Source organism: Pseudomonas antarctica, from assembly GCF_001647715.1.
Taxonomy (GTDB): Bacteria; Pseudomonadota; Gammaproteobacteria; order Pseudomonadales; family Pseudomonadaceae; genus Aquipseudomonas; species Aquipseudomonas antarctica_A.
This window is the reverse complement of sequence record NZ_CP015600.1, coordinates 3,834,993-3,848,765: the sequence shown is the minus strand read 5'-3', so window position 1 is coordinate 3,848,765 and position 13,773 is coordinate 3,834,993. Positions and strand designations below refer to the sequence as shown.

13 protein-coding genes are annotated in these 13,773 nt (G+C 59.6%); all 13 read right to left on the bottom strand.

Annotated elements, in window-relative coordinates:
* Positions 1–38: 38 nt before the first annotated feature.
* Positions 39–1,394 carry an NADH-quinone oxidoreductase subunit NuoF gene (gene nuoF / locus A7J50_RS17230; protein WP_064452903.1) on the bottom strand — a complete coding sequence of 452 codons (1,356 nt, stop codon included), beginning with the start codon at positions 1,392–1,394 and terminating at the stop codon, positions 39–41.
* Positions 1,391–1,888 carry an NADH-quinone oxidoreductase subunit NuoE gene (nuoE, locus tag A7J50_RS17225; RefSeq protein WP_003174721.1) on the bottom strand — a complete coding sequence of 166 codons (498 nt, stop codon included), beginning with the start codon at positions 1,886–1,888 and terminating at the stop codon, positions 1,391–1,393. The genes nuoF and nuoE overlap by 4 nt, the downstream gene beginning before the upstream one ends.
* A gap of 2 nt (positions 1,889–1,890) precedes the next feature.
* Complete coding sequence (gene nuoC / locus A7J50_RS17220; protein ID WP_064452902.1) at positions 1,891–3,675, bottom strand: NADH-quinone oxidoreductase subunit C/D; 1,785 nt, start codon at positions 3,673–3,675, stop codon at positions 1,891–1,893.
* Between the two features lie 72 nt (positions 3,676–3,747).
* Positions 3,748–4,422, bottom strand: coding sequence for a NuoB/complex I 20 kDa subunit family protein (locus A7J50_RS17215; RefSeq protein WP_012724951.1), 675 nt, complete (start codon positions 4,420–4,422; stop codon positions 3,748–3,750).
* A gap of 10 nt (positions 4,423–4,432) precedes the next feature.
* Positions 4,433–4,846, bottom strand: a complete 414-nt coding sequence (locus tag A7J50_RS17210; RefSeq protein WP_003219575.1) for an NADH-quinone oxidoreductase subunit A — start codon at positions 4,844–4,846, stop codon at positions 4,433–4,435.
* A gap of 656 nt (positions 4,847–5,502) precedes the next feature.
* The gene (gene aceA, locus A7J50_RS17205; RefSeq protein ID WP_064452901.1) at positions 5,503–6,828 is read right to left on the bottom strand and encodes an isocitrate lyase; all 1,326 of its coding nucleotides are present in this window, start codon (positions 6,826–6,828) and stop codon (positions 5,503–5,505) included.
* 502 nt (positions 6,829–7,330) lie between these two features.
* A complete protein-coding gene (locus A7J50_RS17200) occupies positions 7,331–8,068 on the bottom strand; it encodes a secretin N-terminal domain-containing protein (protein WP_064452900.1) in 738 nt (245 codons plus the stop codon).
* A gap of 214 nt (positions 8,069–8,282) precedes the next feature.
* Positions 8,283–8,705 (bottom strand): GNAT family N-acetyltransferase, encoded by a 423-nt coding sequence (locus A7J50_RS17195; protein ID WP_053256837.1) that lies wholly within the window; start codon positions 8,703–8,705, stop codon positions 8,283–8,285.
* Positions 8,698–9,864: a cupin domain-containing protein gene (locus A7J50_RS17190; protein ID WP_064452899.1), complete on the bottom strand. Its 1,167-nt coding sequence runs from the start codon at positions 9,862–9,864 to the stop codon at positions 8,698–8,700. The genes A7J50_RS17195 and A7J50_RS17190 overlap by 8 nt, the downstream gene beginning before the upstream one ends.
* Positions 9,865–9,949: 85 nt before the next feature.
* Positions 9,950–11,320: an adenylosuccinate lyase gene (gene purB, locus A7J50_RS17185; RefSeq protein WP_064452898.1), complete on the bottom strand. Its 1,371-nt coding sequence runs from the start codon at positions 11,318–11,320 to the stop codon at positions 9,950–9,952.
* Positions 11,321–11,445: 125 nt separating this feature from the next.
* Positions 11,446–12,069 carry a high frequency lysogenization protein HflD gene (gene hflD / locus A7J50_RS17180; protein WP_016969254.1) on the bottom strand — a complete coding sequence of 208 codons (624 nt, stop codon included), beginning with the start codon at positions 12,067–12,069 and terminating at the stop codon, positions 11,446–11,448.
* Positions 12,066–13,190, bottom strand: coding sequence for a tRNA 2-thiouridine(34) synthase MnmA (mnmA, locus tag A7J50_RS17175; RefSeq protein WP_064452897.1), 1,125 nt, complete (start codon positions 13,188–13,190; stop codon positions 12,066–12,068). Before mnmA ends, hflD begins: the two co-directional genes overlap by 4 nt.
* A gap of 59 nt (positions 13,191–13,249) precedes the next feature.
* A complete protein-coding gene (locus A7J50_RS17170; protein WP_053256833.1) occupies positions 13,250–13,696 on the bottom strand; it encodes an NUDIX hydrolase in 447 nt (148 codons plus the stop codon).
* Between the last annotated feature and the right edge of the window lie 77 nt (positions 13,697–13,773).

Genomic DNA, 13,773 nt, shown 5'->3' with positions numbered 1-13,773 from the left:
AGCAGTTGAAGGGCACGGACCCTTCGCCTGGTTAAGCGTTACGCGCCGACTACGATCGGCCTCGCCAGAGGCGGAACGGCGGCGCTGGTAGGCGCGATGCCGGCTTCGAACTCCGAGCGGAAGTATTTGATTGCGCTGCCCAATGGCTCCACGGCGCCCGGTGCGTGAGCACAGAAGGTCTTGCCTGGGCCGAGGAAACCGACCAGACCCAGCAGCGTCTCGATGTCGCCTGGCTGGCCTTCGCCTTTCTCGATGGCCATCAAGAGCTTCACGCTCCAAGGCAAACCGTCACGGCACGGGGTGCAGAAACCGCAGGATTCGCGGGAGAAGAACTGCTCCATGTTGCGCAGCAACGACACCATGTTCACGGTGTTGTCCACGGCCATCGCCAAGCCAGTACCCATACGGGTGCCGACCTTGCCGATGCCGCCGGCATACATTTGCGCGTCGAGGTGCTCGGGCAGCAGGAAGCCGGTGCCGGCGCCGCCTGGCTGCCAGGCCTTGAGGGTGTAGCCATCGCGCATGCCGCCGGCGTAGTCCTCGAACAGCTCGCGTGCAGTTACGCCAAATGGCAGTTCCCACAGGCCAGGGTTCTTGACCTTGCCGGAGAAGCCCATGAGCTTGGTGCCCATGTCTTCGCTGCCTTCGCGGGCCAACGATTTGTACCACTCCACGCCGTCGCCGATGATTGCCGGCACGTTGCACAGGGTCTCGACGTTGTTCACGCATGTCGGCTTGCCCCACACGCCCACGGCGGCAGGGAAGGGCGGTTTGGAGCGCGGGTTGGCGCGGCGGCCTTCGAGGGAGTTGATCAGTGCGGTTTCTTCACCGCAGATGTAACGCCCGGCGCCGGTGTGCACGAACAGTTCGAAGTCAAAGCCCGAACCGAGGATGTTCTTGCCCAGCAGGCCGGCTGCCTTGGCTTCTTCCACTGCACGGGTGAGGTGCTTGGCGGCGGTGGTGTATTCGCCACGCAGGAAGATGTAGCCACGGTAGGTTTTCAGCGCGCGGGCACTGATCAGCATGCCTTCGATCAGCAGATGGGGCAGTTGCTCCATCAACATGCGGTCTTTCCAGGTGTTCGGCTCCATTTCATCCGCGTTGCACAGCAGGTAGCGGATGTTGATGGATTCGTCTTTGGGCATCAGGCCCCACTTAACACCCGTGGGGAAGCCTGCACCGCCGCGACCTTTAAGGCCGGCGTCTTTCACGGTCTGGACGATATCGTCCTGGGCCATGTCGGCGAAGGCTTTGCGCGCAGCCGCGTAACCGTTCTTGGCCTGGTACTCGTCGAGCCATACCGCCTCGCCGTCGTCACGCAGGCGCCAGGTCAGCGGGTGAGTCTCGGCCGAACGCTTGATCAGGTTGGCCGGGCCGAAAGAAGTCAGGGTCATGGGTAGCCCTCGAGCAATTGGGTGACGCCAGCAGGCTGCACGTCACCGAATGTGTCGTCGTCGATCATCAACGCCGGCGCCTTGTCGCAGTTACCCAGGCAGCACACCGGCAGCAGCGTAAAGCGGCCGTCCGGCGTGGTCTGACCCAGGCCGATGCCCAGCTTGTTCTGAATCTCACTGACCACGGACTCGTGGCCACCGATGTAGCAGACCATGCTGTCGCACACGCGAATGATGTGGCGACCTACCGGCTGGCGGAAGATCTGGCTGTAGAACGTGGCCACGCCTTCAACGTCGCTGGCAGGGATGCCGAGGATTTCGCCGATGGCGTAGAGGGCGCCGTCCGGCACCCAGCCACGTTCCTTCTGGACGATCTTCAAGGCTTCGATAGACGCCGCACGCGGGTCTTCGTAGTGATGCAGCTCGTGCTCGATGGCCGAGCGCTCGGTTTCACTCAAGGTGAAACGGTCTGTCTGGATAAGCGTGCTATTCATGCTTAGCGGTCCACGTCGGCCATAACGAAATCGATACTACCCAGGTACGCAATCAAGTCCGCGACCATTTCACCTTTGATCACCGAAGGGATCTGCTGCAGGTGCGGGAAGCTTGGAGTACGAATCCGGGTGCGGTAGCTCATGGTGCCGCCATCGCTCGTCAGGTAATAACTGTTGATACCCTTGGTCGCTTCGATCATCTGGAAGGATTCGTTGGCCGGCATGACCGGGCCCCACGAAACCTGCAGGAAGTGCGTGATCAGGGTTTCGATGTGTTGCAGCGTGCGCTCTTTCGGCGGCGGCGTGGTCAGCGGGTGATCCGCCTTGTACGGGCCGGCCGGCATGTTGCGCATGCACTGCTCGATGATCTTCAGGCTCTGGCGCATTTCTTCGACGCGCACGATGCAACGGTCGTAGGCATCGCCATTGGCCGCCAACGGCACTTCGAATTCGAAGTTCTCGTAGCCGGAGTACGGGCGCGCTTTACGCAGGTCGAAATCGCAACCGGTGGAACGCAGGCCAGCACCGGTGACGCCCCATTCCAGGGCTTCTTTGGTGTTGTACGCCGCGACGCCGATGGTCCGGCCCTTGAGGATGCTGTTGTCCAGGGCGGCTTTCTGGTATTCGTCCAGACGCTTGGGCATCCAGTCGATGAACTCTTTTACCAGGCGTTCCCAGCCATTTGGCAGGTCGTGCGCGACACCGCCGATGCGGTACCAGGCCGGGTGCAGACGGAAACCGGTGATGGCTTCGATGACCTTGTAGGCGCGCTGACGGTCGGTGAACGTGAAGAACACCGGGGTCATGGCACCGACGTCCTGGATGTAAGTCCCCAGGAACAGCAGGTGGCTGGTGATCCGGAAGAACTCGGCCATCATGATGCGGATGGTGTCGACGCGGTCCGGTACCTTGATACCGGCCAGCTTCTCGACCGAGAGCACGTACGGCAGGTTGTTCATCACGCCGCCGAGGTAGTCGATACGGTCGGTGTACGGGATGAAACTGTGCCAGGACTGGCGCTCGGCCATCTTCTCGGCACCACGGTGGTGGTAGCCGACGTCAGGCACGCAGTCGACGATTTCTTCGCCGTCCAGTTGCAGGATGATGCGGAAGGCACCGTGAGCCGAAGGGTGGTTCGGGCCCAGGTTGAGGAACATGTAGTCCTCGTTGGTGCCGGAGCGCTTCATGCCCCAGTCTTCCGGACGGAAGCGTGCAGCCTCTTCTTCAAGCTGTTGCTTGGCGAGCGTCAGGCTGAACGGATCGAATTCGGTGGCGCGCGCAGGGTAGTCCTTGCGCAGCGGGTGACCTTCCCAGGTTGGCGGCATCATGATGCGCGTCAGGTGCGGGTGGCCGGGGAAGTCGATACCGAACATGTCCCAGACTTCACGCTCGTACCAGCTGGCGTTCGGCCAGATACCGGTCACGGTCGGCACGCTCAGGTCGCTTTCGGAGAGGGCGACCTTGATCATCACGTCGCTGTTACGTTCGATCGACAACAGGTGATAGAACACGGTGAAATCGGCGCCGCTCGGCAGCCCCTGGCGCTTGGTGCGCAGCCGCTCGTCCACGCCATGCAGGTCATAAAGCATGACGTACGGCTTGGGCAGGTTGCGCAGGAACGTCAGGACTTCGACGAGCTTGGCACGCGCCACCCACAGCACCGGCATACCGGTACGTGTGGCCTGGGCGGTGAAGGCGTCAGGGCCAAAACGGTTATTGAGTTCGACGACCACATCCTGGTCGTCTGCCTTATAAGGCGGGATGTACAGAGCACTGCCTGTAGTCATGGTTTTTTATCGCTTTCGGTCAACGTAAAGAATGAAGCCAGGTTTTCGTTCTATAAAAGAAGCGGTGCTGGATCAGACTTCGTCGGGGCTGCGCAGGTTGGTGACTGCGATTCGCTGTTCGCGGCGCTGTTCCTTTTGCGAAGGCATCTCGGCGCGGTAAACGCCTTGATCGCCGACAACCCAGGAAAGTGGACGACGCTCCTTGCCAATCGATTCCTGCAACAGCATCAAGCCTTGCAGAAATGCTTCAGGGCGGGGCGGGCAGCCAGGCACGTAGACGTCCACGGGCAGGAACTTGTCCACCCCTTGAACGACGGAGTAGATGTCGTACATGCCACCGGAGTTGGCGCACGAACCCATGGAGATAACCCACTTTGGCTCGAGCATTTGCTCGTAGAGACGCTGAATGATCGGCGCCATCTTGATAAAGCAGGTTCCGGCGATAACCATGAAATCCGCCTGACGCGGTGATGCCCGGATAACTTCGGCGCCAAAGCGCGCGATGTCGTGGGGCGCCGTGAAGGCGGTGGTCATTTCCACGTAGCAGCAGGACAGACCGAAGTTGTACGGCCACAGGGAGTTCTTACGTCCCCAGTTGACCGCGCCACTCAGCACGTCTTCCAGCTTGCCCATGTAGATGTTTTTGTGGACTTGATCTTCTAACGGATCGGAAACGGTTTCCCGTTCGCCGATTGGGTACTGATCGTTAGGAGCATCCGGGTCGATCCTGGTGAGATTGTATTGCATCGCCAAAGCCTCATTGTTTCAGCTTCGCTTGCCGCTTACGACGAGCTTCCGGAGCCCAGTCAAGGGCGCCCACTCGAAATAGGTAGACAAGGCCTGCCAACAGAATTGCTATGAAAACGAGGGCTTCGACGAATCCGGTCCAGCCGCTTTCGCGGACGGACACAGACCAGGCAAAGAGAAAGAGGGCTTCGATATCGAAGATCACGAACAGCATCGCGACCAGATAGAATTTGGCTGAGAGCCGCAAGCGGGCGCCACCTGTAGGTAGCATGCCGGACTCGAACGGTTCGTTTTTGCTGCGGCCCCAGGCTTTTGACCCGAGGAGGCTGGAGACACCAAGCATGAAGGCACAAAGGCCGACAACACCGAGGAGGAAAATGGCAAAGCCCCAGTTGTGGGCCATGAGTCCTGTCGCTTCGGTCATGCTGGAAATCCTTAACAGAGAGCAAAGGTCTCTGAGCTCGAAAAAGTAACGATGCAGTGACGATATGTCGCACTGCAATCAATCGCGGTGATTTTATGGCTAAACACCGGGCAAGTAAAATTCCGATAGCGAAATTATTCGATGGAATAAGCACATAGTGCACCTTTGTGGGGCTGCAGCCCTTGCGGGGCGGGCATTAGCGGGCTTTTTATCAAATATGTTTTGTTTAAGCTGTAAAGAAGTTTTCATGCGCTAAATGATAATGACTATTGTTTGGGTGGGTTTTAAGTGGGTGCGTGTGGTGCAGCGGGGGAAGTTGCTGTTACTTGCTAGATTGCCGCTAGTTGCTGGCGTGGATTTTTTAACCGATTTTATCCAGGCAAATACCGCTCTGGATCAATGTTTTGCGCAAAACCTACAGGTTCAGCCCATTTCCTGTGGGAGCCGGGCTTGCCCGCGATAGCGGTGTGTCAACCATTGAAAGGGTGCTGACTGACCGCTATCGCAGGCAAGCCAGCTCCCACATTTGATACGTGTGCTGCCAGAGGGCTTTTCCCTGGACCAAAAAAAACGCCCCGAACCAGTCGGGGCGTGATTGTTGTGCGGCATTGCGGTTAGGTCTTCCGTGATGCCGCAATGGCCGTGTACTCAGTTGATCAGTGGAACTGTTCTTCTTCGGTCGAACCGGTCAGCGCGGTCACGGACGAACTGCCGCCCTGGATCACGGTGGTCATGTCGTCGAAGTAGCCGGTGCCCACTTCCTGCTGGTGCGCCACAAAGGTGTAGCCTTTGGAGGCGTCAGCGAACTCCTGCTCTTGCAGCTTCACGTAGGCCGTCATGTCGTTGCGGGCGTAGTCGTGCGCCAGGTTGAACATGCTGTGCCACATGTTGTGAATGCCGGCCAGGGTGATGAACTGGTGCTTGTAGCCCATAGCGGACAGTTCGCGCTGGAATTTGGCGATGGTCGCGTCGTCCAGGTTCTTCTTCCAGTTGAAAGAAGGCGAGCAGTTGTAGGACAGCAGTTGGTCCGGGTATTCCTTCTTGATCGCTTCGGCGAAGCGACGCGCTTCGTCCAGGTCCGGCTTGGCGGTTTCGCACCAGATCAGGTCGGCGTACGGCGCGTAGGCCAGGCCGCGAGCGATGGCCTGGTCGAGGCCGGCGCGTACTTTATAGAAGCCTTCCTGAGTACGCTCGCCGGTTACGAATGGCTTGTCGTACGGGTCGCAATCGGAAGTCAGCAGGTCAGCAGCGTTGGCGTCGGTACGTGCCAGGATGATGGTCGGAGTGCCAGCCACGTCAGCGGCCAAGCGCGCAGCGGTCAGCTTCTGTACGGCTTCCTGGGTAGGCACCAGTACCTTGCCGCCCATGTGCCCGCACTTCTTCACCGAAGCCAGTTGGTCTTCGAAGTGAACGCCCGCGGCGCCAGCCTCGATCATGCTTTTCATCAGCTCGTAGGCGTTCAGCACGCCGCCGAAACCGGCTTCAGCATCCGCCACGATCGGTGCGAAGTAGTCGATGTAGCCTTCGTCGCCCGGGCCTTTACCGGCTTTCCACTGGATCTGGTCGGCACGACGGAACGAGTTGTTGATGCGCTTGACCACGGTTGGCACCGAGTCCACCGGGTACAGCGACTGGTCGGGGTACATGGATTCAGCGGAGTTGTTGTCCGCTGCCACTTGCCAGCCGGACAGGTAGATCGCCTGGATACCGGCTTTCACCTGCTGGACTGCCTGGCCGCCGGTCAGGGCGCCCATGCAGTTGACGAAATCTTTGTCAGGACGGAAGGAAGGCTTGGCACCTTGGGTTACCAGGTTCCACAGCTTCTCGGCGCCGAGTTTTGCAAAGGTGTGCTCAGGTTGAACCGAGCCACGCAGGCGGACGACGTCAGCAGCGGAATAAGCGCGGGTCACGCCTTTCCAGCGTGGGTTTTCAGCCCAGTCTTTTTCAAGGGCTGCAATTTGCTGTTCGCGTGTCAGTGCCATGGGAAAAACCTCGTCGCGTCTTCGTGTGGAAAAACAGTGTGGAAAAATCCGTTTTACAGCCCTGCATTCAATGCACAGGCGTGGCGCTCGCTGACCAGAAGCTTAGGCGGTCAAGTCAGGTTCGGCGGGGAAGGCGACGGGATGAACGAGTAGCGAGAGGGGAGTTGAGCAGGTAAGGGCGAACTGCGAACGGTCTTCGGGCGTCGTGGGCCTTGGTACGATCCATCAGTGTGTAGCCGGGTTACCTGGTTAGCTTCCGTCCCTCGGGACAACTTCGTTCCAGTCGCAACCTCGTCAAACACACCTTGTGGGCGGTACAGACACGAATCGGCTCAGATGGGTAGCTTAGAGCGACGATCCGAAGGCCCTTGCCAGGGCCCCTGATTAGCGGGAGCGAGGCCATCATGCCCATGCTTTTTTGGATCGTCAAACGTTTTGTAGTGCTTTTTTTATAGCACTACATCTTTAGTCTAATACGACTTGCCAGTCAGTTTTTGGTGCTTCAGTTCAGGGTGTCGACCTTGACCCGCAAAGTCAGGTCATCACGCCCCTGAGTAGAGTAGCTGCGGGTTGTAGAAGATTTGTCGGCCTGAGTCTCACGATTGATGCCTGCCAGCGAGATCCATTCACCCAGGCGCCCGCTGACACTTGTGTCGGTACTCTGTACGTTCACTACATCGGGACGTTCCTGGCTCATGCGGTCACGGTTGGTACTGATTGCCAGGTGTACGGTCTCGCCGGTTACGCTGGCAGTGACGTAAAAGCCTTGGGTGACGTTGCGATACTGGGTCTGGTTTTGCGGGCGCCCATAGGCGTCTGGCTGGGTGGTCGTCAGTGGCACGCTTTGGCCCACCTGGATCAGTGCGGGCACCCCTTCGCTGGCCTGGATCTGCTGGATGCCACCGTCGCGGCTGGCGGTGCCGTAGCTGATGATGCGCGTCTGGCTGTCGCCTGTGTTCTGCTGATTGTTTTCGTTGGTGTCGACGGTGATCAGCAGGCGCTTGGCGGGTGTGTCCAGTTGGGCGAGCAATGCACGCAAGTCCTGGATCTTGCCAGGGTCGGCTTTGACAATCAGCTGGTTGCCGTAGGCGCTGACGGTGCCGTCCTTGCCGATGAAATTCTGCGCCACCGGCAGTAAATCGGCGCTGGTGCGATTGCTCAGGTTGACGACTTCGGTGTCAGCCATTGCTGAGACGCTGGCGGTCAGGAGGAGGGCGGTGAGCAGGGTGCGTAGGGACATGTCCGTTATCTCTGCGAGTCATTTAGGCTTGATAGTGCCAGTTTGTCGGCCTGGTGGGTCGCAAGTTGAATCGTAGACGGCAAAATGCCCTGGCATGGCAGGGCATTTTTGGGTGTTGCTGATGGCGCTATCGCAGGCAAGCCAGCTCCCACAGGGGAATGCATTCCAAATGTGGGAGCTGGCTTGCCTGCGATAAGGGCGACTCGGTCTCGAATTAGCCCTCGCGCACCATATCGACATGCGGAATTCCGACTTCTAGGAATTCATCGCTGACAATCTTGAAGCCCAGTCGCTCATAAAACGGCGCCGCATACACCTGCGCGCTGAGGAACTGCTTGGTCTGGCCACGTTGCTCGGCCATGCCAATCACGGCTTCCATCAGCTTGTCGCCGACTTTCAGCCCGCGCCAGTCCTTAAGCACCGATACGCGGCCGATTTCGCCGCTGGGCAGCAGGCGCGCGGTGCCAATCGGAAAGTCACCTTCAAACGCGAGAAAATGCACGGCGTCAGCGTCGTCTGCGTCCCACTCGAGCTCGGGTGGAACCGATTGTTCAGCGATAAATACCGCTTCACGAATGCGCCGAATCTCAGCGATATCCTTTTGCCAGTCCGCGACACTTACGTGAATCTTATTCATCGGCAAATCCCAGGCTTCCTTGCTTGACCAATTCGCACAGCAGGTCGCGACCGTCTTCGTCTGCGAGCCATGTGCCGAGATTTTCGCTGTGCAGGGCGTCGGCCGAGCAAATCAGTTTCAACAGCTCGCGCAGTTTGCCGGGCAGGTAACGGCTCTGGCCGCTGGCGAACAGCAACACGTCGTCGTCCACTTCCGACCACGCCATGCGGGCGCTTGGGTTGCGGACCAAAATCGCGCCGTCTTCCAGGCTGCTGATAAAGTCTTCTTCGACCAACTCTTCGCCTGCCACCATTTCCGGGTAGCGCGGCTCGGTCATGAACTGGCCGAACCAGGTCAGCAGCATGCGCTCGTCACTCATGTGCTCGGCCAGCAGGCCTTTCAGGCGGTCAAGTGCATCGCCTTGAATCTGGTGCGGGTCGCTGACCGGTTGGGCGTCGGCGTCGGTGTAACGCTCTTCGTCCGTCAGGTATTGGCTGAGGAAGTCGGTGAAGTGGGTCAATACTTCAGCGGCGCTCGGTGCGCGGAAGCCGACCGAGTAGGTCATGCAGTCATCTTCAGCGATGCCGAAGTGCGCGAGGCGCGGCGGCAGGTAGAGCATGTCGCCGGGTTCCAGCACCCATTCTTCACTTTGCTCGAATTCGGCGAGGATGCGCAGGTCGGCGTGCTGCAGCAACGGGCTCTCGGAGTTGCACATCTGGCCGATTTTCCAGTTGCGCTTGCCTTGGGCCTGCAACAGGAACACGTCGTAGTTATCGAAGTGCGGGCCGACGCTGCCGCCAGGTGCGGCAAAGCTGATCATCACGTCGTCGATGCGCCAGCTTGGCAGGAAGCGGAAGTGCTCCAGCAGCTCGGCCACTTCCGGCACGAACTGGTCGACAGCCTGCACCAGCAGCGTCCACTCACGCTCAGGCAGGGTGCTGAAGGCGTCTTCGGCGAAGGGGCCGCGACGCAGTTCCCATGGGCGCTCGCCGTGCTCGATCACCAGGCGCGATTCGACTTCTTCTTCCAGGGCCAAGCCGGCCAGTTCGTCGGCATCGATCGGGCTTTCGAAATCAGGGATGGCCTGACGAATCAGCAACGGTTTTTTCTGCCAGTAGTCGCGCAGGAATTCGCGTGCCGTGATGCCGCCCAGAAGTTGAAGAGGAATATCAGGATTCATGTGTAACCTATTGAAAAAAAGCACTTTTAAGACAGGAATAAAAACGCCCGGCGCGGCCGGGCGTCTCAAGAGGGCTTGCGCTAAATCAGATGCGCTTGGCTTGCGCCACCGCGTTGCCGATGTAGTTGGCCGGGGTGAGCAATTTCAGCTCGGCCTTGGCGGCGGCAGGCATATCCAGGCCGTCGATGAAAGTTTGCAGCGCGTCGGAGGTGATGCCCTTGCCGCGCGTCAATTCTTTCAGCTTTTCGTAAGGGTTTTCGATGTTGTAGCGGCGCATCACGGTCTGGATCGGTTCGGCCAATACTTCCCAGCACGCATCCAGGTCGGCGGCGATTTTCTGCGCGTTGAGTTCCAGTTTGCTGATGCCTTTGAGGCTGGCTTCGTACGCGATCACGCTGTGGGCGAAGCCTACGCCGAGGTTGCGCAGTACGGTGGAGTCGGTCAGGTCGCGCTGCCAGCGGGAAATCGGCAACTTGCTGGCCAAGTGCTGGAACAGTGCGTTGGCGATACCGAGGTTGCCTTCGGAGTTTTCGAAGTCGATCGGGTTGACCTTGTGCGGCATGGTCGAGGAACCGATTTCACCGGCAATGGTGCGCTGCTTGAAATAGCCCAGGGAAATGTAGCCCCAGATATCGCGATCGAAGTCGATCAGGATGGTGTTGAAGCGCGCAATGGCGTCGAACAGCTCGGCGATGTAGTCGTGCGGTTCGATCTGAGTGGTGTACGGGTTGAAACCCAGGCCCAGTTCGTCTTCGATGAAGGCGCGGGCGTTTTCTTCCCAGTCGATTTCGGGGTAGGCCGACAGGTGCGCGTTGTAGTTACCTACGGCACCGTTGATCTTGCCCAGCAGCGGCACGGCGGCGACTTGGGCGATCTGGCGCTCCAGGCGGTACACCACGTTCGCCAGCTCTTTACCCAGGGTGGTCGGCGACGCCGGCTGACCGTGGGTGCGCGACAGCATTGGCACGTCGGCGAAACGGATGGCCAGTTCGCGGATAGCGTTGGCGGTCTGGCGCATCAGCGGCAGCATTACGTCATCACGGCCTTCGCGCAGCATCAGGGCGTGGGACAGGTTGTTGATGTCCTCGCTGGTGCAGGCAAAGTGGATGAACTCGCTGACCTGGGCCAGTTCCGGCAGCTTGGCCGCTTGCTCTTTGAGCAGGTACTCAATGGCTTTGACGTCGTGGTTGGTGGTGCGCTCGATCTCTTTCACACGCTCGGCGTGCTCCAGGGAGAAGTTTTCCGCCAGGGTGTTCAGTACAGCGTTGGCTTCGGCGGAAAACGCCGGCACTTCGCTGATGGCGGGGTGAGCGGCCAGGCGCTGGAGCCAGCGCACTTCAACCAGGACACGAGCACGGATCAAACCGTATTCGCTGAAAATAGGGCGCAGGGCCTGGGTTTTGCCGGCGTAGCGGCCGTCAACAGGGGAAACCGCAGTGAGCGAAGAGAGCTGCATGGGGTGTTCTCGGACAGTCGGGCAACGAAATGGGGCGCGTATCATACATGAAAAAATCCGCCGGTCCGTTGCCAACTGACCGGCGTATTACGCGTAACGGCTTGAAAATGGCCTGTCGGTGCGACTTATTCGTTGCGCATCAACGGGTAAAGCTCTTTGAGCAATTTGCGACGACTGATCACCAGTTGCCAACGATGGCCGCCCAATTGCCGCCACAACCGTGCCGAGCGAATACCGGCCAGGAGCAGGGCGCGGATTTTCGACGCGTTATTGGGTTGCTGCAGGTTGCGCATGTCACCGTGGACCTGGATTCGCTGGCGCAAGGTGCTCAAGGTGTCCTGGTACAGCGCGCCGCAGGCGGCGATCACGTTTTCGTGGGCCGGGCCGAAGTGTTCCACCTGGGACTGAATCTGCGGCAGGCGTTTGCCGATGGTTTCGAGCATGTCCTCGCGTTTGGCCAGTTGGCGCTCAAGGCCGAGCATGGACAGCGCATAGCGCAATGGCTCGCGCTGCAAGGTGCTCGGGTCACGCTCCAGGGCGCCGATCAGCGCGCGATAACCTTCGCGCAGCGCCAAATCGTCACCGCCATAGACTTCCAGGGTGTCCTTGGGGTCGCGGATCAGCAAGCTGCCGAGCATGCAGGTCAGGCCGGCTTCGGTGACCTGGCCGGTCTTGGCGATCTTGTCGACCAGTACGGCAGCGAGGAAAACCCCGCCGAGTGCCGTCAATTGCTCCTGGGTCGGGCTCATGCCGGGTTGCTCCAGGGCTCGGCGACTTCAATCACGCCACCGCCCAGGCAAATTTCGCCGTCATAGAACACCACGGACTGGCCAGGAGTGACCGCGCGTTGCGGGTCATCAAAGGTGGCGCGATAGCCGGTGGCGGTTTTTTCCAGGGTGCAGGGCTGATCACTCTGGCGATAGCGCACTTTGGCGGTCAGGCGGCGCGGAGTGCTCAAGTCGACAGGGTTGACCCAGTAGATCTCCGAAGCGAGCAGGGCGCCGGAGAACAGCAGTGGGTGTTCATTGCCCTGGCCGACGATCAGTACGTTGTGCTCCAGATCCTTGATCAGCACGTACCACGGCTCTTCGCCGGCGTCTTTCAAACCGCCGATACCCAGGCCCTGGCGCTGGCCGATGGTGTGGTACATCAGGCCATGGTGAAGGCCGATGACTTCACCTTCGGTGGTTTTGATCTCGCCCGGTTGCGCCGGCAGGTACTGCTTGAGAAAGTCGCTGAAACGGCGCTCACCGATAAAGCAGATCCCGGTGGAATCCTTTTTCTTGGCGGTGGCCAGGCCGTGTTTCTCGGCAATCTTGCGCACCTCGGGCTTTTCCAGCTCGCCTACCGGGAACAGGGTCTTGGCGATCTGTTCGCCGCCGACGGCATGCAGGAAGTAGCTCTGGTCCTTGTTCGGGTCCAGGCCTTTAAGCAGTTCGGTGTGACCCTCGATGTCGCGACGGCGCACATAGTGGCCAGTGGCGATCAGGTCGGCGCCGAGGATCATGGCGTAGTCGAGGAACGCCTTGAACTTGATTTCGCGGTTACACAGGATGTCCGGGTTCGGCGTGCGGCCTGCCTTGTATTCGGCCAGGAAGTGCTCGAACACGTTGTCCCAGTACTCCGCGGCGAAGTTGGCGGTGTGCAGCTTGATGCCGATCTTGTCGCACACGGCCTGGGCGTCCGCCAGGTCGTCCATGGCGGTGCAGTATTCCGTTCCATCGTCTTCTTCCCAGTTCTTCATGAACAGGCCTTCCACCTCATAACCCTGCTCCATGAGCAGAACGGCGGAAACGGAAGAATCCACGCCGCCGGACATGCCGACGATGACGCGCTTCTTTTGTGTGTCAGAAGGGGCTGGATCACGCATAGGGTTTCAACGGGTGTCTTGAAAAAGGACGCGATTCTATCAGGCCCAAGCCCTCAAGGCTAAAGAGAAGGGCGGATCAATTCGAGACTGTGGCGCTGGCCGGCCAAATAATCATCGATACAGCGGATGATCAGTTCGCTGCGCCAGTCGTCGCGCACGGCCATCAGCTCGTCACGGGTGAGCCAGCGGGCGCGGATGATGCCGTCGTCCAGTTGATACTCCGGATGGTGTTTGAGGGCCTTGGCGGTGAAGCACACGCGCTGGTAGGTCACGCCGTTGCTGGGGGCGGTGTACAGGTAAATCCCGACAATGCCGGTGGCTTCGACGTCCCAGCCGGTTTCTTCGAGGGTCTCGCGCACGGCGGCTTCGGTCAGGGTTTCGTTCGGGTCCAGGTGGCCGGCGGGCTGGTTGAGCACGGCGCGGCCGCCCTTGAGTTCTTCGACCATCAGGAAGCGGCCGTTGTCTTCGACGAGGGTGGCGACGGTGATGTGGGGTTGCCAGGTCATTCAAAACCTCGATTCATGGTGCGGTGCGGTCTTTGGGCAGGATTGCAGTCAGTGTGGGAGCGGGCTTGCTCGCGAAT

What these genes read in the sequence shown, in the direction of transcription:
- nuoF (WP_064452903.1), bottom strand. Translation starts at nt 1,394, where the DNA reads ATGACCCTGACTTCTTTCGGCCCGGCCAACCTGATCAAGCGTTCGGCC.
- A7J50_RS17210 (WP_003219575.1), bottom strand. Translation starts at nt 4,846, where the DNA reads ATGACCGAAGCGACAGGACTCATGGCCCACAACTGGGGCTTTGCCATT.
- A7J50_RS17190 (WP_064452899.1), bottom strand. Translation starts at nt 9,864, where the DNA reads ATGAATCCTGATATTCCTCTTCAACTTCTGGGCGGCATCACGGCACGC.
- nuoE (WP_003174721.1), bottom strand. Translation starts at nt 1,888, where the DNA reads ATGAATAGCACGCTTATCCAGACAGACCGTTTCACCTTGAGTGAAACC.
- A7J50_RS17215 (WP_012724951.1), bottom strand. Translation starts at nt 4,422, where the DNA reads ATGCAATACAATCTCACCAGGATCGACCCGGATGCTCCTAACGATCAG.
- aceA (WP_064452901.1), bottom strand. Translation starts at nt 6,828, where the DNA reads ATGGCACTGACACGCGAACAGCAAATTGCAGCCCTTGAAAAAGACTGG.
- A7J50_RS17200 (WP_064452900.1), bottom strand. Translation starts at nt 8,068, where the DNA reads ATGTCCCTACGCACCCTGCTCACCGCCCTCCTCCTGACCGCCAGCGTC.
- A7J50_RS17195 (WP_053256837.1), bottom strand. Translation starts at nt 8,705, where the DNA reads ATGAATAAGATTCACGTAAGTGTCGCGGACTGGCAAAAGGATATCGCT.
- nuoC (WP_064452902.1), bottom strand. Translation starts at nt 3,675, where the DNA reads ATGACTACAGGCAGTGCTCTGTACATCCCGCCTTATAAGGCAGACGAC.
- purB (WP_064452898.1), bottom strand. Translation starts at nt 11,320, where the DNA reads ATGCAGCTCTCTTCGCTCACTGCGGTTTCCCCTGTTGACGGCCGCTAC.
- mnmA (WP_064452897.1), bottom strand. Translation starts at nt 13,190, where the DNA reads ATGCGTGATCCAGCCCCTTCTGACACACAAAAGAAGCGCGTCATCGTC.
- hflD (WP_016969254.1), bottom strand. Translation starts at nt 12,069, where the DNA reads ATGAGCCCGACCCAGGAGCAATTGACGGCACTCGGCGGGGTTTTCCTC.
- A7J50_RS17170 (WP_053256833.1), bottom strand. Translation starts at nt 13,696, where the DNA reads ATGACCTGGCAACCCCACATCACCGTCGCCACCCTCGTCGAAGACAAC.